The sequence below is a fragment of the Amaricoccus macauensis genome (assembly GCF_049800915.1).
Classification (GTDB): Bacteria; Pseudomonadota; Alphaproteobacteria; order Rhodobacterales; family Rhodobacteraceae; genus Amaricoccus; species Amaricoccus macauensis_A.
In genome coordinates, this window is sequence record NZ_JBNAFY010000002.1 from 434,531 (window position 1) to 452,324 (window position 17,794).

General features: G+C 64.5%; 22 protein-coding genes. 14 read left to right on the forward strand and 8 right to left on the reverse strand.

All coding sequences use genetic code 11. From position 1 onward, the window contains the following. The first annotated feature begins 7 nt into the window (after positions 1–7). Entirely contained in the window at positions 8–796 is a 789-nt protein-coding gene (locus ACP15W_RS06275) for an FAD binding domain-containing protein (protein WP_424931996.1), read from the forward strand. A gap of 7 nt (positions 797–803) precedes the next feature. Here the strand turns inward: ACP15W_RS06275 and ACP15W_RS06280 are convergent, their stop codons facing one another. Continuing rightward, positions 804–1,373 carry a DUF2239 family protein gene (locus ACP15W_RS06280; RefSeq protein ID WP_424931997.1) on the reverse strand — a complete coding sequence of 190 codons (570 nt, stop codon included), beginning with the start codon at positions 1,371–1,373 and terminating at the stop codon, positions 804–806. A 99-nt stretch (positions 1,374–1,472) separates the two neighbouring features. Here ACP15W_RS06280 and ACP15W_RS06285 point away from each other — a divergent pair, with 99 nt between their 5' ends. The 3 genes from ACP15W_RS06285 (at position 1,473) to ACP15W_RS06295 (ending at position 3,846) form a co-directional block, all read left to right on the forward strand. Then, positions 1,473–1,811 (forward strand): GIY-YIG nuclease family protein, encoded by a 339-nt coding sequence (locus tag ACP15W_RS06285; RefSeq protein ID WP_424931998.1) that lies wholly within the window; start codon positions 1,473–1,475, stop codon positions 1,809–1,811. An 86-nt stretch (positions 1,812–1,897) separates the two neighbouring features. Then, complete coding sequence (locus ACP15W_RS06290; RefSeq protein WP_424931999.1) at positions 1,898–2,644, forward strand: response regulator transcription factor; 747 nt, start codon at positions 1,898–1,900, stop codon at positions 2,642–2,644. Positions 2,645–2,736: 92 nt separating this feature from the next. Further along, positions 2,737–3,846, forward strand: coding sequence for a PQQ-dependent sugar dehydrogenase (locus tag ACP15W_RS06295; RefSeq protein ID WP_424932000.1), 1,110 nt, complete (start codon positions 2,737–2,739; stop codon positions 3,844–3,846). A 4-nt stretch (positions 3,847–3,850) separates the two neighbouring features. Here the strand turns inward: ACP15W_RS06295 and ACP15W_RS06300 are convergent, their stop codons facing one another. Further along, positions 3,851–4,831: a GlxA family transcriptional regulator gene (locus ACP15W_RS06300; RefSeq protein WP_424932001.1), complete on the reverse strand. Its 981-nt coding sequence runs from the start codon at positions 4,829–4,831 to the stop codon at positions 3,851–3,853. 155 nt (positions 4,832–4,986) lie between these two features. On the opposite strand from ACP15W_RS06300, the gene ACP15W_RS06305 reads away from it, so the two are divergent. Together ACP15W_RS06305 and serB are read left to right on the forward strand one after the other, a co-directional pair. After that, the gene (locus ACP15W_RS06305; RefSeq protein WP_424932002.1) at positions 4,987–6,357 is read left to right on the forward strand and encodes a class II 3-deoxy-7-phosphoheptulonate synthase; all 1,371 of its coding nucleotides are present in this window, start codon (positions 4,987–4,989) and stop codon (positions 6,355–6,357) included. A gap of 129 nt (positions 6,358–6,486) precedes the next feature. Continuing rightward, the gene (serB, locus tag ACP15W_RS06310) at positions 6,487–7,371 is read left to right on the forward strand and encodes a phosphoserine phosphatase SerB (RefSeq protein ID WP_424932003.1); all 885 of its coding nucleotides are present in this window, start codon (positions 6,487–6,489) and stop codon (positions 7,369–7,371) included. Positions 7,372–7,606: 235 nt separating this feature from the next. Here serB and ACP15W_RS06315 read toward each other — a convergent pair whose 3' ends face one another. After that, complete coding sequence (locus ACP15W_RS06315) at positions 7,607–8,263, reverse strand: PAS domain-containing protein (protein WP_424932004.1); 657 nt, start codon at positions 8,261–8,263, stop codon at positions 7,607–7,609. A 198-nt stretch (positions 8,264–8,461) separates the two neighbouring features. Here ACP15W_RS06315 and ACP15W_RS06320 point away from each other — a divergent pair, with 198 nt between their 5' ends. The 4 genes from ACP15W_RS06320 to ACP15W_RS06335 all read left to right on the forward strand — a co-directional run bounded on the left by ACP15W_RS06320 (position 8,462) and on the right by ACP15W_RS06335 (position 11,760). Then, positions 8,462–9,352, forward strand: a complete 891-nt coding sequence (locus ACP15W_RS06320) for a YicC/YloC family endoribonuclease (RefSeq protein ID WP_424932005.1) — start codon at positions 8,462–8,464, stop codon at positions 9,350–9,352. Between the two features lie 3 nt (positions 9,353–9,355). Next, the gene (gene gmk, locus ACP15W_RS06325) at positions 9,356–10,024 is read left to right on the forward strand and encodes a guanylate kinase (RefSeq protein ID WP_424932006.1); all 669 of its coding nucleotides are present in this window, start codon (positions 9,356–9,358) and stop codon (positions 10,022–10,024) included. Then, positions 10,021–10,548 carry a gamma carbonic anhydrase family protein gene (locus tag ACP15W_RS06330; RefSeq protein ID WP_424932007.1) on the forward strand — a complete coding sequence of 176 codons (528 nt, stop codon included), beginning with the start codon at positions 10,021–10,023 and terminating at the stop codon, positions 10,546–10,548. Before gmk ends, ACP15W_RS06330 begins: the two co-directional genes overlap by 4 nt. Before the next feature lie 66 nt (positions 10,549–10,614). Continuing rightward, complete coding sequence (locus tag ACP15W_RS06335; RefSeq protein ID WP_424932008.1) at positions 10,615–11,760, forward strand: HPP family protein; 1,146 nt, start codon at positions 10,615–10,617, stop codon at positions 11,758–11,760. A gap of 79 nt (positions 11,761–11,839) precedes the next feature. On the opposite strand, the gene ACP15W_RS06340 is transcribed toward ACP15W_RS06335, so the two are convergent. Then, on the reverse strand, positions 11,840–12,457 hold the full coding sequence (locus ACP15W_RS06340; protein WP_424932009.1) for a histidine phosphotransferase family protein: 618 nt from the start codon (positions 12,455–12,457) through the stop codon (positions 11,840–11,842). A 30-nt stretch (positions 12,458–12,487) separates the two neighbouring features. On the opposite strand from ACP15W_RS06340, the gene ACP15W_RS06345 reads away from it, so the two are divergent. From ACP15W_RS06345 to ACP15W_RS06355, 3 genes are all read left to right on the forward strand, one after another. Further along, a complete protein-coding gene (locus ACP15W_RS06345) occupies positions 12,488–12,670 on the forward strand; it encodes a DUF3553 domain-containing protein (protein WP_424932010.1) in 183 nt (60 codons plus the stop codon). Between the two features lie 135 nt (positions 12,671–12,805). After that, positions 12,806–13,600 carry a GNAT family N-acetyltransferase gene (locus ACP15W_RS06350; protein ID WP_424932011.1) on the forward strand — a complete coding sequence of 265 codons (795 nt, stop codon included), beginning with the start codon at positions 12,806–12,808 and terminating at the stop codon, positions 13,598–13,600. Further along, entirely contained in the window at positions 13,597–14,490 is an 894-nt protein-coding gene (locus tag ACP15W_RS06355) for a lysophospholipid acyltransferase family protein (protein WP_424932012.1), read from the forward strand. The genes ACP15W_RS06350 and ACP15W_RS06355 overlap by 4 nt, the downstream gene beginning before the upstream one ends. Here ACP15W_RS06355 and msrB read toward each other — a convergent pair. Next, on the reverse strand, positions 14,436–14,849 hold the full coding sequence (msrB, locus tag ACP15W_RS06360) for a peptide-methionine (R)-S-oxide reductase MsrB (protein WP_424932013.1): 414 nt from the start codon (positions 14,847–14,849) through the stop codon (positions 14,436–14,438). The genes ACP15W_RS06355 and msrB overlap by 55 nt on opposite strands. A 127-nt stretch (positions 14,850–14,976) precedes the next feature. Here msrB and ACP15W_RS06365 point away from each other — a divergent pair, with 127 nt between their 5' ends. Beyond that, positions 14,977–15,750: a GNAT family N-acetyltransferase gene (locus tag ACP15W_RS06365; RefSeq protein WP_424932014.1), complete on the forward strand. Its 774-nt coding sequence runs from the start codon at positions 14,977–14,979 to the stop codon at positions 15,748–15,750. A 51-nt stretch (positions 15,751–15,801) separates the two neighbouring features. Here ACP15W_RS06365 and ACP15W_RS06370 read toward each other — a convergent pair whose 3' ends face one another. Genes ACP15W_RS06370 through ACP15W_RS06380 form a run of 3 tightly spaced genes read right to left on the reverse strand, consistent with a single transcriptional unit; the run spans position 15,802 to position 17,504 of the window. Beyond that, positions 15,802–16,044 carry a DUF6894 family protein gene (locus ACP15W_RS06370; RefSeq protein WP_424932015.1) on the reverse strand — a complete coding sequence of 81 codons (243 nt, stop codon included), beginning with the start codon at positions 16,042–16,044 and terminating at the stop codon, positions 15,802–15,804. A 28-nt stretch (positions 16,045–16,072) separates the two neighbouring features. Then, complete coding sequence (locus ACP15W_RS06375) at positions 16,073–16,810, reverse strand: Crp/Fnr family transcriptional regulator (RefSeq protein ID WP_424932016.1); 738 nt, start codon at positions 16,808–16,810, stop codon at positions 16,073–16,075. Between the two features lie 10 nt (positions 16,811–16,820). Next, positions 16,821–17,504 (reverse strand): ATP-binding protein, encoded by a 684-nt coding sequence (locus ACP15W_RS06380; protein ID WP_424932017.1) that lies wholly within the window; start codon positions 17,502–17,504, stop codon positions 16,821–16,823. Between the last annotated feature and the right edge of the window lie 290 nt (positions 17,505–17,794).

A 17,794-nucleotide genomic window follows, 5' to 3' on the forward strand; every position in this document is an offset into this window, starting at 1 on the left:
ACAAACCATGTATGCTTTTGATTTCGTGAAGCCATCAAGCCTCGACGAGGCTTTGGCCGCTCTCCAGGAGGAGGATGCCCAGGCGCTGGGCGGGGGCCAGACGTTGATTCCCACCCTCAAGCAACGCCTCGCGATGCCCGGCAAGCTCGTGAGCCTGCGCGGGATCGCCGAACTCAAGGGGATCAAGGTCGAGGGTGGCGCCGTGGTGATCGGCGGCGGCACCAATCATGCGACCATCGCGCGCGAACTGACGGAAACCTATCCGGCGCTGGCCTATCTCGCCAGCCGGATCGGCGATCCCTCGGTGCGCACGCTCGGCACCATCGGCGGAAGTGTCGCCAACAACGATCCGGCCGCCTGCTATCCGGCGGCTGTCCTGGCCTCGGGCGCGACCGTCGTGACCAACGCGCGTGAAATCCCGGCGGACGACTATTTCCAGGGCATGTTCACCACGGCGCTGGAGGAAGGCGAGATCATCACCGAGATCCGCTTCCCCATCCCGCAGGCGGCGAATTACCAGAAGTTCGCCCAGCCCGCCTCGCGCTTTCCGCTCACGGGCGTCTTCTTGGCGAAATATGCCGGCGGCGTCCGCGTCGCGGTCACCGGCGCCTCGGAGGAGGGTGTGTTCCGCTGGAAGGAGGCGGAGGCGGCCTTGAGCCATGACTTCAGCCCGAGTGCCATCGACGGCTTGACGGTCGAGGCAGAGGGCATGATGGGCGACATCCACGGCACCCCGGAATACCGCGCCAATCTGGTGAAGGTGCTGACAGGGCGCGCCGTGGCGGCCGCCGGCTGAACCAGAACTAATTCCGGTCCGGGGCATCCGTGCCCCGGGCCAGACCAAGCGCATAGGTCGCAATGTCCTCGGGCCAGGCCGATACGCACTCGGACAATCTTTGTGTGTCCCCGGAAAACAGGGCCCGACACGCCTCCTCGAAACCCGGAAGATCTCCTGCAATCGCCGACATGAAGCGATAGGCCGCTTCCTGTGCCTGCCGCGCGGCTGTCGCGTCTCCATCCGCCTTTCGCGCCTGATCGACAAGGCGCCGCAGTGCGGCGGATGCGCCCCCCGGTTGTGCCGCCAGCCAGTCCCAATGCCGGGGCAACAGCGTCACTTCCCGCGCGACAACCCCGAGCTTCGGACGCCCCCGCCTTCGGGGCGGGCCGGTCTCCTCCGCACCCGACGGCGCTTGGCGTTCGGCTTCTTCCCTGAGGTCGAGATCGACAAGTCGTCCGGTTCCATCCTCGAATACCAGCACGGGCATGGCGCGCTCCTGCCCGGCATGGCTGCGTACGGCTTTCGTGACCTCATCGAGCGAGCCGTTGGCGAGGACGGTGGTTTCGGCAAAGGCCGTAAAGGTCCGTAATGGCATCTGCGGTTCCTCCTTTCCCTCTATCTACCCGGGCAAAATAGTTCTTGCAATATATACCCGGGTAAATATATCCGCCGCAGCAGAAGGGAGATCCATCCGATGACGAAACCTATCGACAGGCGCGCGGCTGCGCGCAGCTACAGGGAGCGAAAGGCCGACCGAGGCATCTATTCGGTCAGCTGCCCCGCGACCGGAGAGCGGTGGTTCGGGGCGAGCCAGGATCTGGAGAAGATCCAGAACCGTCACTGGTTCACGCTCAGACAAGGCACGCACCCGAACCGCGCGCTTCAGGCCGCATGGAACCGGCATGGAGAGGCTGCCTTCGAGTTCAGTCTCGTTGAAATTCTCGATTCGGAGTTGAACACGCTTTCCCTGCCGCGTGTTCTCAAGGAACGGCACGCTTTCTGGCTAACCGAGACCGGCGCAAAATCGGTCTGAACAGAACGGCCTTGTGCCACTTAATCACTTGTTAGCTTTGCTCCTTTCAAATCCGCCGGGTGTTTTGGCATCGGAGTATCCCGTCGATGAGTTTTTCCTCCAACAAACCCGGCAGCGTTTCGCTCGGCAGCCTGCGCCGCCAGTGCCTGTTCGCCGTGACGATCCTCCTGGTGGAGGATAGCCGCAGCGCGTCCGAAGCCATCCGTCTCTTCGCGGCGGAAAGCGGGGCCCGTGTGCGCCGGGCAGACAGTCTTCACGCAGCCAGCCGGCATCTGGCGATCTATCGTCCCAACGTGGTGATCGTGGATCTCGGTCTGCCTGATGGCGATGGCATGACCCTGGTGCGTCACCTCGCCTCCGCCTCGACCCCCATACAGGGCATCATCGCGTTGAGCGGGCACGACCGGTCCGAATGGCAGGCCGAAGCCATGAAGGCTGGCGCATCGGCCTGCATGGAAAAGCCGATCCCGAGCCTCAAGGCGTTCCAGGAATGCATTCTGGGCGTCCTGCCGGATGCGGACACGAGACGCGGACCGGACGAGTTGCGCAATCTCGAACTGATGGACCGCGCCTCCATGCGCACGGCCTTCTCCGAAGACCTCGTGCGGGCGCGTGCGCTGCTCGACGAGGCGCTGAAGATCCGCGATGGCGAGACGATCGCCTATTGCGCCCAGTTCGTTCATTCGGTCGGCGAAATGCTTGAGGACGCCCCCCTCGAGGCCGCGGCCCTTCAGGCCGCCGAGACCCCCACAAGCGCGAACGCACTGCTCGACCTGCTCGCCTCGCGCCTCTCGGACGGGCGTGGTGGCAGCACGATGCAGGGCGTCGCCTGACAGAGCGACCACCACTCACAATGGCTTGACCGCCGCTATCCCTTTCGCCCTTCGAAGGCTATCCTTCCCGCACCAAGTTGCGGGGAATTTTCATGCGGATCCACCATTCGATCGCCGGCCTGGCCATCCTCGGCCTTTCTGCCATACCGGGCATTGCGGAGACCTTTTCCGCTTCCGTCGGTGAGATCGAGGTCACGCAAACCGTCTCCGGTCTCGACACGCCCTGGGCCATCGCCTTCCTGCCCAGCGGCGGTCAGCTCATCACCGAACGCGAGGGCCGTCTGCTCCTGGTCTCGGGCGCCGCCGCCCGCAGCGTCAGCGGTGTGCCGGACGTCTGGGCAAGCGGGCAGGGTGGGTTGCTCGATGTCGTCGTCGCGCGCGACTTCGCACAATCCGGGGAGATCTTCCTCAGTTACGCCGAACCGGTACGGGGCGGGGCCGCGACCGCAGTGGCCGTTGCCAGCCTCGACACCGAAACCGCCAGCCTAAGCAACCTCCGGGTGATCTTCCGGCAGGGCGAGGCCAGCAGGTCGTCCCGGCATTTCGGCAGCCGGATCGTCGAGGCGCCAGACGGCACGCTCTATGTCACCCTGGGCGAACGGGGCGACCGGCAACAGGCCCAGAGCCTCGAGAGCTACAAGGGAAAACTCGTCCGCATCAACCGCGACGGCACCATTCCCAAGGGCAATCCCTTTTCGGACGGCACGGCTCCCGCGATCTGGTCCTATGGCCACCGCAACCCGCAAGGCGCAGCACTCGATGGCGCAGGGGCGCTCTGGCTCGTCGAACACGGCGCGCGCGGCGGGGACGAGATCAACCGCCCCGAGCCGGGAAAGAACTACGGCTGGCCCGAGATCAGCTACGGCGAAGAGTATTCCGGCGGACGGATCGGGCGCGGCACCTCGGCGCCGGGCATGGAGCAGCCGCTGCACTACTGGGACCCGTCCATCGCTCCCTCTGGCATGATGATCTACTCGGGTCGCCTCTGGCCGGAATGGCGCGGTGACATCTTCGTCGGCTCGCTCAAGTTCGACTTCATCTCCCGGCTCGATGTCGCGGGCGGAAGCGTGTCCGAGGCCGAGCGCCTGTTCGAAGGCGACTACATCCGGATACGCGATATACGCGAGGCTCCCGACGGCAGCATCTGGTTCCTGGCCGAATCCGACGGCGCCGCCTACCGGATCACACCCGCGGGCAATTGACGCGCTAGGCCTGCTCCTGGACCCCGCTTGTGCCGCGCTCGCGGTAGGGGGTCGTCTCGTAGAGCGCGCGGTAGCATTTCGAGAAATGCGACGGCGAGGTGAAGCCGCAGGCGAGCGCCACATTGATCACGCTCATGTCGGTCTGGAGCAGCAGGTTGCGCGCCTTCCGCAGCCGCAGTTCCATGTAGTAGCGCTTCGGACTGCGGTTGAGATAGCGGCGGAAAAGCCGCTCGAGCTGTCGCGTGGAAAGGTCGGAATCCTGAGCCAGCACCGAGGGCGAGATCGGCTCCTCGATATTCTCCTCCATACGCTGGATGATGGCCGCGAGCTTGGGATGACGCACACCGATCCGGGTCGGGATCGACAACCGCTGCTCCTCGCTTCCAGAGCGCAGGGAGGTGTGGATCAACTGATCGGCCACGAGGTTCGCGAGATCCGAACCATGCGTGCGGCTGATAAGGTTGATCATCAGATCGATGGAGGCCGTGCCGCCCGAGGCGGTGTATCGGTTGGCATCGATCACGAAGATATTCTCCGTGAGATCCACATCCGGGTATTCCTCCTCGAAACTGTCCCGGTTCTCCCAGTGGATCGTGCAACGGCGCCCGTCCAGAAGCCCCGCTTCGGCCAAAACCTGCGCCCCGGTGCACAGGCCCGCCACCGCGAGCCCCTTCCGGCTCTCGCGCCGCAGCCAGGTGACGACCGGCTTGGTGATGGTCTGCCGCACATCGAGGCCCGTGACGACGACGATCGTGCTGTCACGCGGCAGTTCGGTCAATCCGCTCTCCACTTCGACCGAAATGCCCGTGGAGGACCTGACCGGTGCGCCCGTCTCGCTGACGACCCGCCACTGGTAGAGCGGCTTGCCGGACATCCGGTTGGCGAGCCTGAGCGGTTCGAGCCCGCCGGAGAAAGCGCTCAAGGTGAAGTTCTCCAGCAGGAGAAACACGAAAGTATGCGTCTTCGTTTCTTGTTGGGCGGCCATTCGGACGGCGTCCTGACTGAGAGCAAGGGTCATAGCTTGATCCCGGTGGATTTGGGGGGTCAAGAACGAATCGTGTAATATCGGACGGTGGAACTATCGGGGAAGCTCGACTATACGAGAACGCCCGAATCAACAATTGTCAGGGAGCGAGAGCGATGTGCGCTGAATGGACCAAATCCGGATGGCGGGAGAAACCGCGGATCCAGATGCCGGATTATCCGGATGCTGACGCACTTCAGGCGGTGGAGGCAAAGCTTGCCTCCTATCCTCCCCTGGTTTTTGCCGGCGAGGCACGCCGACTGCGCGGTGAGCTGGCCGCGGCCTCCGAGGGCAAGGCCTTTCTGCTTCAGGGCGGGGACTGCGCCGAGAGCTTCGCCGATTTCCGGGCCGACAACATCCGCGACACCTTCCAGGTCATGCTGCAGATGGCCGTGGTCCTGACCTTTGGCGCGAAATGCCCTGTGGTGAAGATCGGCCGCATGGCCGGCCAGTTCGCCAAGCCCCGCTCGTCCCCCGTCGAGAAGGTCGGCGATCGCGAGCTTCCGTCCTACCGCGGCGACATCATCAACGGTTTCGAGCCCACGGATGAATCCCGCGTGCCCGATCCGAACCGGATGCTCCAGGCCTACATGCAGGCCGCCGGAACGCTGAACCTGCTGCGCGCCTTCAGCCAGGGCGGTTTCGCCGACATCAACCGCGTGCATTCCTGGACGCTCGATTTCACCGCCGGTGAAGAGGGCTATGCGGAATACCACGAGCTCGCGAACCGCATCTCGGAATCGCTCCAGTTCATGCAGGCCGCGGGCGTCAACGATCACAACGCCGACAGCCTGCACCGGGTGAACTTCTACACCTCCCACGAGGCGCTCCTGCTCGAATATGAACAGGCCCTGGCGCGTGTCGACAGCACCACCGGCGTGCCGGTCGCGGGCTCCGGCCACATGATCTGGATCGGCGACCGCACCCGCCAGGTCGACGGCGCGCATGTGGAGTTCTGCCGCGGCGTGCAGAACCCGATCGGTCTGAAATGTGGCCCGACCATCTCCGAGAGCGACCTGCTCAAGCTGATCGACACCCTCAACCCGAAGAACGAAGCCGGGCGGCTCACGCTGATCTCGCGCTTCGGCGCGGGCAATGTGGGCGAGCACCTGCCGAAGCTCATCCGGGCTGTCGAGCGCGAAGGCCGCAAGGTGCTGTGGTGCTGCGATCCGATGCACGGCAACACGATCAAGTCGGAAACCGGCTACAAGACCCGGCCCTTCGAGCGCGTGCTGCGCGAGGTCCGCGAGTTCTTCGCCATCCATGCAGCCGAAGGCACGATCCCGGGCGGGGTGCATTTCGAGATGACCGGCCGTGACGTGACCGAATGCACCGGTGGTGTCCGGGCCGTGCTCGACGAGAACCTCTCCGACCGCTACCACACTGCCTGCGATCCGCGCCTGAATGCGTCCCAGTCGCTGGAACTCGCCTTCCTGGTCGCGGACATGCTGCACAATCGCCGCGAGGCACAGCGCGCGGCCGTCTGAGCGCACGCACCTGACCGATCATCGGGCGGCGGAAGAAACTGCCGCCCGTTTCCTTTCGAACACTCTGGCCGGATCGACGGGGAGGTCTCACCCCTTCTCCGTTCTCGGCACTGGCGCGGGATCACGATCGTGGCTGAAACGAAGCTCCTGGTTCTCACCCATGCGGATGACGTCCGCGACGACGATGTTGCGGCCATGGCGGCGCGGATGCGCGATGCCGGCCTTGAGCCGTCCGAGCCTGCCCGGCTTGCGGGAACGGCCATCCGGATACCGTTTCGGGGCACTCTGCCTGAGGGTATGAAGCCGGCCGACCTGACCGGTGGGCGCGATCTGGACGCGAATGTCGTCCCGGCAAACGTCCGGTTCCGCATGCTGATCGCCGACATGGATTCGACGATGATCGCTGTCGAATGCATCGACGAGCTTGCGGATTTTGCCGGCGTGAAGGATCGCGTTGCCGATATCACCGAGCGTGCAATGCGCGGCGAGCTTGATTTCGAGGCCGCACTGATCGAGCGCGTGGGGCTGCTCAAGGGGCTCCCCGAAGCCGATCTTGCGGCCTGTTTCGAGGAGCGCGTCAAGCTCAACCCCGGTGCGCGCCAGCTCGTGCAAACCGTGAATGCCGAGGGCGGCATGACGGTGCTCGTATCGGGGGGCTTCACCTATTTCTCGTCCCGCGTGGCCGAGCAGACCGGCTTCCAGATCCACCGCGCCAACGAACTGCTTTTCGAGGATGGTCGGCTGACCGGGGATGTGGCCCGTCCAATCCTGGGCCGGGCCTCGAAGCTGGAGATGCTGAACGCGGTTTGCGCCGAGAAGGGCATCTCCACGAAGGAGGTCATCGCCATCGGCGACGGGGCCAACGATCTCTCGATGATCGAGGCCGCGGGGCTCGGTGTGGCCTATCATGCCAAACCGGCGCTCCGGGAGGCGGCGGACGCCACGCTGGACGTCTCCGACCTGACAGCCGTTCTGGCGCTTCAGGGGATTCCGGAAGCCAACTGGCAAACTTGAAACGGGGCGCAAGCGGCGGACCCGTCTCGGCGGGCTCGCCCGCATGAGGGCTTCGCAACGGCCCGCACGCATGCCCGGCATTCGATTTGCCCCGGCGTGCGGGCACGCCCACATCTTTCCCGCTCCTGATTGCGCGTGCGCGGAGCCGAGGGCAGGTTACAGTAGTAACACACCACAACGGCAGAGCGCGGGCCCAACTCCGGCCGGCGCGTTCTGCTGGCAGTTCCTCAAGGGGCTATTTTCCGTCGATGATCCGGAGCTTCGGCGTTCCGCCGGTCGTTCGCGAGCGCCCCGCGGCATCCGGGTTTCCGTCGATCGAGCGCAGTTGCGGCCCCTTCGTCGGTGCCGGGCCGAACCCGGCCTGCTCTTCCGCGAAACCGGGCAGGGGCTGGCTGGCTTCCGTGCTTTCGCTCGGTTCGATCGGCGCGACGGTCACATCGGTGATCGTGAAGGAAAGCGGTGGCGCGAAGAAATCGCCGCGGCCGGAAATCCCGCCCAGAACCCGGTTGATGTCGCCGAAATCGCTGCGAAGCGGCATGAGCAGCATTGCGGCCTCGTAGGTGCCGGTGCGGTTCGGCGCTTCGAGCTTGAGTTCGACCACCGCGGGTTCGTTCATCACCACATGCAACAGCCGTTGATAGCGCTGGCGGTCCACGTCGTCGATGAGGTATCCCGGCTGCATGCCGCGCACCTCCATACCCATCATCTCGCAGACCTTCATGCCGGCGAGACGGATACGCATGTTGTTCTCACCGATCTTCTCGATGATGAACATGTTCTCTAGGGCTGATTCGAACTGGCGCGGATCGATTTCGGCGCGATACGGCGCGATGCGCCCGGCGCGAAGCCGCTCCCAGTAGGATTTCAGCGAGGTTAGCATGAGATCAGTCATCAGCGTCTCGACCAGTTCGGAACCGGGTTGGCCCTCCCCACACAGGGCAACCGCGATTGGTAAACAATTCCCTTATACGTTATACGACACCCCTCGCAATGTCGCGCGTTTTGATCAGATTTCATTAATTCGCGTAAAAATTTGGATAAAATCCGTGGCCAGCGAGAAAATTTTTCCCAAGCACGCAAGGGAGTGCCCATGCAGTCTATGACCGGATTTGCCGCAGTGAAAGGGGCCGAGAGTGCCGCCGGACGCGCCTGGGAGGCGCGGAGCGTCAACGGGCGCGGCCTCGATGTGCGCCTGCGTCTGCCGGAGGGATTCGAGGCGCTCGAGCCGGTGATCCGCTCGACATTCGGCAAGGTGTTCGGTCGCGGATCGATTACCGTTTCGCTCAAACTTGATCGCAGCGAACAGCGCGGCTTGCCCCACCTGAGCTTGCCCCACCTCGAAGCCGCGCTCGATGCGGCGGAGGAGGCGAGCAACCGGGCCGCCCAGCGCGGGTTGGCACTTGCACCCCTGAGTACGGGCGAACTCCTGACCCTGCGGGGCATTCTCGAACAGGACACCGGGCAGACGGAGGACATCGCGGCCGAGATGGATGCGCTGGCCGCCGAAGTGGCCGAACTTGCGGCCGCCCTGCGCGAGGCCCGTGCCGCGGAAGGTGCACGCCTCGAAGCGATCCTGCGTGAACAGCTTGCACACATCGCGGAACTGGTCTCGGCAGCGCGCGAAACGAGCCTCGCCCGTGACGTGAAGCGGCGTGATCTGATCCGCGAGCGGGTCGCGATCCTGCTCGAAACCACGGAACTCGCCGACGAAGCACGGCTCGCCCAGGAACTCGCACTGATCGCGGTCAAGGCGGACGTGACGGAAGAACTCGACCGGCTCGAGGCGCATCTCGCCGCCGCCGATGCGCTCCTGGCGGCGAAGGCGCCCGTGGGCCGCAAATTCGACTTCCTGACCCAGGAATTCAACCGGGAGGCCAACACGCTCTGCTCGAAATCAGGCTCAAGCGAATTGACCTCGATCGGTCTGGAGATGAAAGTGGCCGTCGACCAGATGCGGGAGCAGGTGCAGAATGTGGAGTAGGGTATGAGTGACTCGCCCGCCATCGGTGAGCCGCGCCGTCGCGGCCTCCTGATCATCCTGTCCTCACCTTCGGGTGCGGGCAAGTCGACGCTTTCCCGGCGAATGCTCGAAGCCGACCCGGAAGTGCGCTTCTCGGTCTCCGCCACTACACGGCCGCCGCGGCCCGGTGAGCAGGATGGCCAGGACTATTTCTTCAAGTCGCGCCGCGAGTTCGAGGCCATGGCGGCCGCGGGCGAAATGCTCGAACACGCCGAGGTCTTCGGCAACCTCTATGGCACGCCCCGAGCGCCAGTGGAAGCCGCGATCATGCGCGGCGAGGATGTGCTCTTCGACGTGGATTGGCAGGGCGGGCAGCAGATCCGCAACTCCACCCTCTCGGATTCGGTGGTCTCGATCTTCATCCTCCCGCCCTCCATCGCCGAGTTGGAAAATCGGCTTCGCACCCGCGGACAGGACAGCGCCGAAGTGGTCGCGAACCGCATGGCCAAATCGCGGGACGAGATCAGCCACTGGGCGGAATACGACTATGTTCTGGTCAACAAGACCCTCTCCGAATGCGAGGCGCAGCTCCGCGCGATCATCGAGGCCGAACGCCTCCGCAGGGAGCGCCGCCCCGAACTCATGCAACTGGTCAACCGCATGAATCGTGAATTCGAGGAAAGAACCCCATGAGCCTGCTCACCCTCGATGGCATCGCACCGGAACTCCCAGAGGACGGCTCCGCCTGGGTGGCGCCCGGTGCGCAGGTCGTCGGCAAGATCATCCTTCACCGGAATGCGTCGGTCTGGTTCAACGCGGTCCTTCGCGGCGACAACGAACCCATCACCCTGGGCGAAGGTTCGAACATCCAGGACGGCTCCGTCTGCCATACCGACATGGGCTACCCGCTGACCATCGGGCGAAACTGCACCATCGGTCACCTGGCGATCCTGCACGGGTGCACCATCGGCGAGAACAGTCTCGTGGGCATGGGCGCATGCGTGCTCAACGGTGCGGTGCTGGAGAAGAACGTGCTGGTCGGCGCGGGCGCGCTGGTGACCGAGGGCAAGCACTTCCCCGCAGGCACGCTCGTCATGGGCCGCCCTGCCAAGGTCGCCCGCGAGTTGACCGAGGAGGAGATCAGGGGCCTCACCGCTTCGGCCGAGCGCTACCAGGAAAACGCGCGCCGCTTCCGCGCAGGTCTCGCCGCAACCTGAACCGTCCTCCTGCTCCTGCCTTTCCGGCAGCCTTGCGTGCCTGCCGTTCGTCCTCGACTGTCCAGAATGCTCTTTCAGACCGCTCTTCGTTCGCTCGGCCCCGCTGTTTCCCGCACTCCGCCGCTCGAAGCCGTGCGTGCCGGGGCAGGGGCGCTGATCGGGCTCGCGCTCGCAGGTCTCTTCGTGTTGACGCCGGCCGTGGACCCCGCGCTCGGCCTCTACATGATCGCTCCCTTCGGGGCGACCTCCGTCCTGCTCTTCGCCGTGCCCAACAGCCCGCTGGCCCAGCCCTGGTCTGCCATCGTCGGCAATACGGTGGCCGCCCTCGTCGGCGTCACCGTCTGCCTCACCGTGCCGGACCCGGCGTTGCGCATCGCGCTTGCCGTGGGCCTCGCGATCATCGCGACGATCCTCTGCCGCGCGGTTCATCCGCCCGCCGGTGCAGTCGCCATGACAGCGGCCATGAGCCCGGAGGCGATCCACGAACTGGGTTTCCTCTTCGCGCTGACGCCCGTTGCGGCCGGTACAGCGCTTCTGGTGGGGCTGGCCATGGCCTGGGCGCGCCTCACCGGCCGCAACTACCCCTTCCGCCAGTTCGAGGCCCCCAATGCCCACGGCACCCGCGACCCCGAGCCGTTGGAGCGCCTGGGCCTCAGCGAAGCCGAGCTTGTCGGTATCCTCGAACGCTACAGACAATCCTTCAACCTCGGCGTCGAGGACCTCGCCCGCCTCATCGGGGCGGCGGAGCTCCAGGCCGCCACCCACCGCACCGGCCCGCTGGTCGCCTCCGACATCATGTCGCGCGACCTCGTCACCATTGGTCCCGAAACGCCGATGTCCGAGGTCGCGGACCTGTTCCGGCATCATGGCTTCACCTCGCTGCCCGTCGTCGATGCGGATGCGCGTTTTCTCGGCGTGATCTTCCAGATCCACCTCATCAGCCGGGCACGGGAAGACGCGCTGCGCCTCAGGCGCGGTTTCGGCGCGGCGATGAAACGGCTTCTCGATCGCGAACGCGACAGGCCGGTGCGCGCCGTCGACATCATGAGTGTCGCCGGCCCCCGCGCAATGCGGAACACGCCGGTTGCAGCACTCCTGCCACTGATGGCCGATGGCGAGGTGGATGCCGTACCCGTGCTCTCGAGAGGCCGGGTTGTCGGGATCGTCACCCGAACCGACCTGATCGGCGCTCTGGCCCGGCACGCGACCTGAAACGAAACGGGTCCGGTCCCTGGTGGACCGAACCCGGAATGGCTGTTCGTCTGTCGCGGGCGGCGCGGAAAGGCGCGATCTACGCCGCGTGCTCCTGTGCGCGCGGGGTGAGCGAAAGCTCGGCATCCGCTTCGCCGAATTGCGCCTCCAGGCCGTGGCCGGTGGACAGCAGGGCTTCGCGCAGCGCCGGGAACTGCACGCAGTCTGAGCGCAACTCGGGGATTTCGGCACCATCCGTCACATGCGCCCAAAGCTCCGCCGGCGCACCGATCCGGCGGCTCTCGACATGCATCGAGACGGTATCCTCTGCCGTCGAGACCCGCACGAGCCCGCCCATGGGCAGGCTCTTCTCGAGGCAGAGGATGGCGAGGAAGGCAAGCCGCGCGACCGGCCGGGGCAGGGACGCATCGAGGTCCATCCAGGCGACCGTCAGGCGGCCGTTGAACATCGCGCCGGTGATTTCTCCGGCCTCTTCCATCGTCACGCGGGTCTCGGGGTCTGCGGGACCGAAGGCCACCCGGAAGAACCGGACCTTCGCGAGTGCATTGGTCAGGCTGTCGGAGATCAGATCGACCTCCGGGCTGCCGCTGCCGGTCATCTGCAGTAGTTCGAGACCGTTGCCGATTGCGCCCAACGGGCTTATCAGGTCGTGACAGAACCTTGCGCTTACCAGCGCGCTGAGATCCGGTGCGCTCATCCGCTGATCTCCCTTTCACCGGAGTTTATCTTGAACGAATTCTTGGAGCCCGGCAATCTCGTGCGCCATCCGGACAAACCGGACTGGGGGCTCGGGCAGGTGCAGTCGGTCGTCGGTAACAGAATAACCGTGAACTTCGAGCACGCAGGGAAGGTTGTCATCAATGGGTCCCAAATTAACCTGGTGCCGGATTTTGGCGGTCCGGAAACCTGACGAGACGAGTCACACATAAGTCTTAACGGGGTATGAATGCGTGCGCGCGTCCGCTGGCCCTCGACCCCGCCTCGTTGCTATAGAAGGGCGCGGCCCGCGCCAGTTCCGGGGCAGGCCGCCCAGTTCAGGAACGAGATGAAATCCAAACCGAATATCTACCGGGTCAAGATCGCGGAAACGGAGGATGAACTGCGCGGCGCGCAGCGATTGCGCTACCGGGTCTTCGTCGAGGAGATGGGGGCGACCGCCCGGCCGGAGGAACATGCCGCCCGCCTCGAATGGGACGAGTTCGACCCGTATTTCGATCACCTGATCCTCTTGGCAGATGGCGACGACACGGAGGCAATGGACCCGCTCGACCGCGTCGTCGGTGTCTACCGGCTGATGCGCGACGATGCTGCGAAGGCAGGCCGGGGCTTCTACGGTGCTACCGAATACGACCTCTCGCTCCTCGAGCGCTCGGGCCGCAAGCTCGTGGAACTGGGGCGGTCCTGCGTCGCGGCAGATCACCGGGGCGGGGTCGGAATGCACCTGCTCTGGTCGGAACTCGCACGGTATGTGCTCGAGCGGGACATCGAGATCCTGTTCGGCACCGCCAGTTTCCATGGCACCGACCCCGAACCCATTTCCGACGCGCTGGCCTTCCTGCACCACCGCCACCTCGCGCCGGACGACCTTCGCGTCCGCGCCCTCGACGCGCACTACCTCGACATGAACCTGCGCGCTCCGGGCGAGATCGACACCGCACGCGCGGCGCGCCAGATCCCGCCGCTGTTGAAATCCTACCTGCGTCTCGGGGGCTTCGTGGGCGATGGCGCCTTCGTCGACCACGGCTTCAACACCATCGACGTCTGCGTCGTCATGGATACGGGCCGGATGCAGGAAAACTACCGCCGCTTCTACGAGCGCGACAGGCGCACACGCCCATGACCATCGGTTGGAACGAGGCAGTGCCACCCGAATTGCCGCCGCTGCGCCAACGCGAGCGACTGCGGCTTGCGCTCCGCGGCATCGTCGCGGTCCTGACGCTCCTGTGCCTCTTCGGCATCTTCCTTCTCGTTCGCGGCGCCGAGATGCTGGTGGCGAAGGTGCGGGGGCGCCGCTCGCGCCGCGCGAGCAACCGGATCGTGCAGGTCTGGGCGCGGACCGCGCTGCCGAACCTCGGCCTGCGCTACGTCCAGCGCGGCACGCCGCTTTCCGGCGCTGGCGGTTTCGTCGCCAACCATTCGAGCTGGATCGACATCGTCGTGCTTCAGCGGGCCGCCGTGCCCTTCCTCGTGTCGAAATCCGAAGTGCGCGACTGGCCCGGCATCGGCTTCATCGGGCGGGCCATCGGCACGCTCTTCATCGACCGCAAGGCCACCGCCGCGAAACGCCAGGAGGCCGAACTGCTCGAACGCATCCGGGCAGGCGACCGCATGGCGCTGTTTCCGGAAGGCACCAGCACCGACGGCCAGCGCGTGCTTCCCTTCAAGTCCTCGCTCTTCGCCGTCTTCTTCTCCCGCGAACTCGAAACGGTAACGGTCCAGCCGGTGGCGATCACCTACCATCCCGCCGCGGGACTGCCCGCGAGCTTCTATTCCTGGTGGGGAGAGATGGACTTCGCCGCCCATCTCATCGACATCCTCGCCCGCTCGAAAGGCGGGGTGGTGGAGATAGATTTTCTCGATCCCGTGGCGGCGGAGGAAACCACCGGCCGCAAGGAAATGGCGTTCATCTGCGGCCAGCGGGTGCGCAGCGCATTCGACAGCGCGCTGCCGTCAGGTCAGTCCCGGGTCTCGGTCGGCTCGAAGGTTAGCGCCACGCCGTTCATGCAGTAGCGCTGGCCGGTGGGCGCAGGCCCGTCGGGGAAGACATGCCCCAGATGCGCATCGCACCGAGCACAGACGATCTCCGTGCGCCGCATGAAGAACTTCCGGTCCTCGTGCTCCTCCACCGCCTCAGGGCCGATCGGCGCATAGAAGCTCGGCCAGCCGGTGCCGCTGTCGAACTTGGTCGAGGATTCGAAGAGCGGCGCCCCACAGCACACGCAGTTGAACGTCCCCGGCGCCTTCGGGAAATCGTCATGGGTATGCGCGCGCTCCGTGCCCTTCTTGCGCGTCACCTTGTAGGCGAGGTCCGAAAGCTGCTCCTTCCACTCCGCATCCGTCTTTATGATCTTGTCCTTGACTGTGCTCATGCCAGGCGCTCCCGTCAGATTTCCACGTCCATTAGGGGAATGAGGTCGGGATCTTTTTGGGAACGTCAAGGAGAAGTCACACAAATATTGCAGGCTCCGCCCGGCATTCCTCCGGTGGATGGACATCATGGGCCTCAGCAGGCACCCCCGACCCAAGACCCCGAAATATCGCGTCCGCCTCGCCAATTCGCCCGAGGATCTCCGGCGCGCCCAGGCACTCCGACACGAGCGCTTCCTCGCGGGCCGGGGGGCAGAGACCAGCCCGGCGCAGGGCTTCGACGCCGATGACTACGACCAGACGGCCCAGCATGTGATGGTGGAAGACGCCCGCGATGGCGCGCTGGTCTGCTGCTACCGGATCCGGGTCTTCGAGAGCGGCGCGGAGATCACCGGCTCCTATTCGGCGCAATACTACGACCTCTCGAAACTTGCCCTCTTCGAGGGGCGGATGCTGGAAATGGGCCGTTTCTGCATCGCATCCGACCACCGCGACCCCGACATCCTGCGCCTCGCCTGGGGCTACCTCACCGAATATGTCGCCCGCGAGAGGATCGACTTGCTCTTCGGCTGCTCGAGCTTCCACGGCATCGAAACCGGCGACTACGAGGACGCCTTCGCGCTGCTCAAGGACAAGCACCTTGCACCCCGCCGCTGGCTCCCGCGCGTGAAGGCGCCTTCGGTCTTCCGCTACGCGACCCGCCTCAAGCTGCGCAAGCCGGACCTGCGCCGCGCCATGCAGGCGATGCCGCCGCTCCTGCGCAGCTACCTGATGATGGGTGGCTGGGTGTCGGACCACGCCGTGGTCGACCGCCACCTGAACACGCTCCACGTCTTCACCGGGCTTGAGATCCGCCTTGTGCCGCCCGCCCGCCTGCGCTTGCTGAGCCGCGCCGCCGAGTAAGGCCGCAGGTTCATGCACCGCCCGGCCGCGAGCCCGGCGATGGCCCCGAAGTCACGCGCGCTCGAGCGTCTCGCAGAGCAGCGTCGCGGTGGCAACATAGATGGGAATGCCCTTGGCGTCGCACAGCGTGACGACATAGCCCCGACGTTCGCCGTTGGGAATGTCGTCCTTGAACATCAGTGTCAGTTCACGGGTCGCGGCCTTCCGGGCCGAGTCGACATCGGGATAGTGATGGCCTGTGTGGTCGACCCTGCGGGTCAAGCCATCACTGATGTCGAAGTAGAACAGTTCCATTTCATCTCCTAGTCTTCAGGGATCCCCGTCATTGTTCATGGGGTCCCACAGTATTGCCGAGGTGCAGGTAGGTCTCGTCGAAGTCGGCCATTTCAGCCAAAGAGGCGAAATCCGGGATGACCAGAACCCTGTCCTGCAGCATTATGAGCCCGGCATCCTTCAGGTTGGCGATAACGCGCTGCACATGAACCGCAGAGATGCCGATTACATCCGCAATCGTTGCTTGCGTCAAAGGCAGGTAGAACACATGGCCCCGTGCTAGGCCCACCGCGCCGAGCCGGGCGTCCAGTTCGCAGAACAGGTGCGCAACCGCTTCCTCGGAGGATCTTCGGCCCACATTGACCAGCCACTCCCTCAAGGTGGCCTCTTCGACCATCGTTGCCCACAAACAGGCGCGTCTTATTGCGGGTGAGCTTTCGAGAAGCCGGGTGATCTCCTGCTTGTCGAGCTTGGCAATCCGGCAATCGACCAGTGTCGCTATCGAATGATCCATCTTCTGCTGGATGCTGTCCTGAAGATCGCAGAAATCCCCCGGAAGCAGAAGCGCAACGATGGCGCGCCGTCCATCCCGCAGAAACTTGTAGCGACATGCAACACCATCGAGGATGATATGGGCATGTTTGGCGACATCATGCTGCTTGATGAGATCGGTCGAAGCGACGATATCGATGGCGGATGCGGATATTGTCTCCAGCTGTCCGATGTCTCGTTCGCTCAGCCTTGCGCCATGCCGCAGTCTACGCGTCAGTTTGCTCTCGGTCGGCATACATCATCTCTCAGAGCGGCCATGTGAGCTCGACACGATGGCCCTCGTTGTTCTGGGCCGTGCCGCGCGTCAATACGCCTCCGAGTAGTCCGGTAAGCGTTTGCATGAAAATCGCTCCGCGGGGCTTGGTTTCCTCCTTGTGCGAACCGCTCCGTGCCGTATGTCCGGCGGCTCCGACCCCATCATCCCAGACAACGAGCTTAGCACGATTTGCGCTGCGGAGCGCCAATCGAATGCCGATTGTGCCGGTCCGATCGTCGGGGAAGGCGTGCTTGAACGCGTTCAGGATTGCCTCGTGGGCGATCAGGAGAACCAGCGTTTTCTCTCTCACCGGCAGATCGAGCGATCCGGATGGCCTCAGTTCAATTTTCACGTTGCCATTGCTGAGCTGCTGCGCTTGTCGAGCCATCAGTTGCAGTTGCCGCTGTATGTCCCCACCCCTCCCGTCACATGAGAGCCTGTCCAGCGCGGCCAATGTATCGAGAAGCTCGACCATGCAGATCAGGGCCTCACGATTGATGGAATCTTGTTCCTTATCAGGATTATCGCGGCTCAGCCCCGCGACGGTCTGAAGTGTGTAGTGGTAGCAGCGCTGGATCTCGCGACGGCGGGCAGCGTCCCAATACCCCTTTCTGAGTACCAGTGGCACGACCTCGGTAATCTCTTCTGAAAATATGCCAGTCCCTCTCCCCATGGCGGAGCCCCCATCCCAAACATGACTGGTTGGCGCTGCGCGAGCGTGAAATTAAATCTATTCACTCTGAATAAGCTGCGTTTTCCCCCCAACGCATCTCGTTCAACGCTCAATCAAGTCTGCGTTCACAGCAGCGCCATGTTCAACCATGGAGGTGGCTTGCATTGTGCGCGACAACATAGGTTGCCTTGGCGAATCTATAGGTTGAGGCGTGCAATTTTGCACCGTACAAGCCGATTCGGCTGTTCCTTGACGGTTCGACTTCCGCACCTGTCTCGTCAAATCGGACG

Excerpts from the sequence above, each read along its gene's own strand:
- gmk (WP_424932006.1), top strand. The coding sequence starts at position 9,356 with ATGAGTGACTCGCCCGCCATCGGTGAGCCGCGCCGTCGCGGCCTCCTG.
- msrB (WP_424932013.1), bottom strand. The coding sequence starts at position 14,849 with ATGAGCACAGTCAAGGACAAGATCATAAAGACGGATGCGGAGTGGAAG.
- ACP15W_RS06290 (WP_424931999.1), top strand. The coding sequence starts at position 1,898 with ATGAGTTTTTCCTCCAACAAACCCGGCAGCGTTTCGCTCGGCAGCCTG.
- ACP15W_RS06380 (WP_424932017.1), bottom strand. The coding sequence starts at position 17,504 with ATGGGGAGAGGGACTGGCATATTTTCAGAAGAGATTACCGAGGTCGTG.
- ACP15W_RS06280 (WP_424931997.1), bottom strand. The coding sequence starts at position 1,373 with ATGCCATTACGGACCTTTACGGCCTTTGCCGAAACCACCGTCCTCGCC.
- ACP15W_RS06355 (WP_424932012.1), top strand. The coding sequence starts at position 13,597 with ATGACCATCGGTTGGAACGAGGCAGTGCCACCCGAATTGCCGCCGCTG.
- ACP15W_RS06335 (WP_424932008.1), top strand. The coding sequence starts at position 10,615 with ATGCTCTTTCAGACCGCTCTTCGTTCGCTCGGCCCCGCTGTTTCCCGC.
- ACP15W_RS06300 (WP_424932001.1), bottom strand. The coding sequence starts at position 4,831 with ATGGCCGCCCAACAAGAAACGAAGACGCATACTTTCGTGTTTCTCCTG.
- ACP15W_RS06340 (WP_424932009.1), bottom strand. The coding sequence starts at position 12,457 with ATGAGCGCACCGGATCTCAGCGCGCTGGTAAGCGCAAGGTTCTGTCAC.
- ACP15W_RS06365 (WP_424932014.1), top strand. The coding sequence starts at position 14,977 with ATGGGCCTCAGCAGGCACCCCCGACCCAAGACCCCGAAATATCGCGTC.
- ACP15W_RS06320 (WP_424932005.1), top strand. The coding sequence starts at position 8,462 with ATGCAGTCTATGACCGGATTTGCCGCAGTGAAAGGGGCCGAGAGTGCC.
- ACP15W_RS06305 (WP_424932002.1), top strand. The coding sequence starts at position 4,987 with ATGTGCGCTGAATGGACCAAATCCGGATGGCGGGAGAAACCGCGGATC.
- ACP15W_RS06350 (WP_424932011.1), top strand. The coding sequence starts at position 12,806 with ATGAAATCCAAACCGAATATCTACCGGGTCAAGATCGCGGAAACGGAG.
- ACP15W_RS06275 (WP_424931996.1), top strand. The coding sequence starts at position 8 with ATGTATGCTTTTGATTTCGTGAAGCCATCAAGCCTCGACGAGGCTTTG.
- ACP15W_RS06315 (WP_424932004.1), bottom strand. The coding sequence starts at position 8,263 with ATGACTGATCTCATGCTAACCTCGCTGAAATCCTACTGGGAGCGGCTT.
- ACP15W_RS06330 (WP_424932007.1), top strand. The coding sequence starts at position 10,021 with ATGAGCCTGCTCACCCTCGATGGCATCGCACCGGAACTCCCAGAGGAC.
- ACP15W_RS06285 (WP_424931998.1), top strand. The coding sequence starts at position 1,473 with ATGACGAAACCTATCGACAGGCGCGCGGCTGCGCGCAGCTACAGGGAG.
- ACP15W_RS06295 (WP_424932000.1), top strand. The coding sequence starts at position 2,737 with ATGCGGATCCACCATTCGATCGCCGGCCTGGCCATCCTCGGCCTTTCT.
- ACP15W_RS06370 (WP_424932015.1), bottom strand. The coding sequence starts at position 16,044 with ATGGAACTGTTCTACTTCGACATCAGTGATGGCTTGACCCGCAGGGTC.
- ACP15W_RS06375 (WP_424932016.1), bottom strand. The coding sequence starts at position 16,810 with ATGCCGACCGAGAGCAAACTGACGCGTAGACTGCGGCATGGCGCAAGG.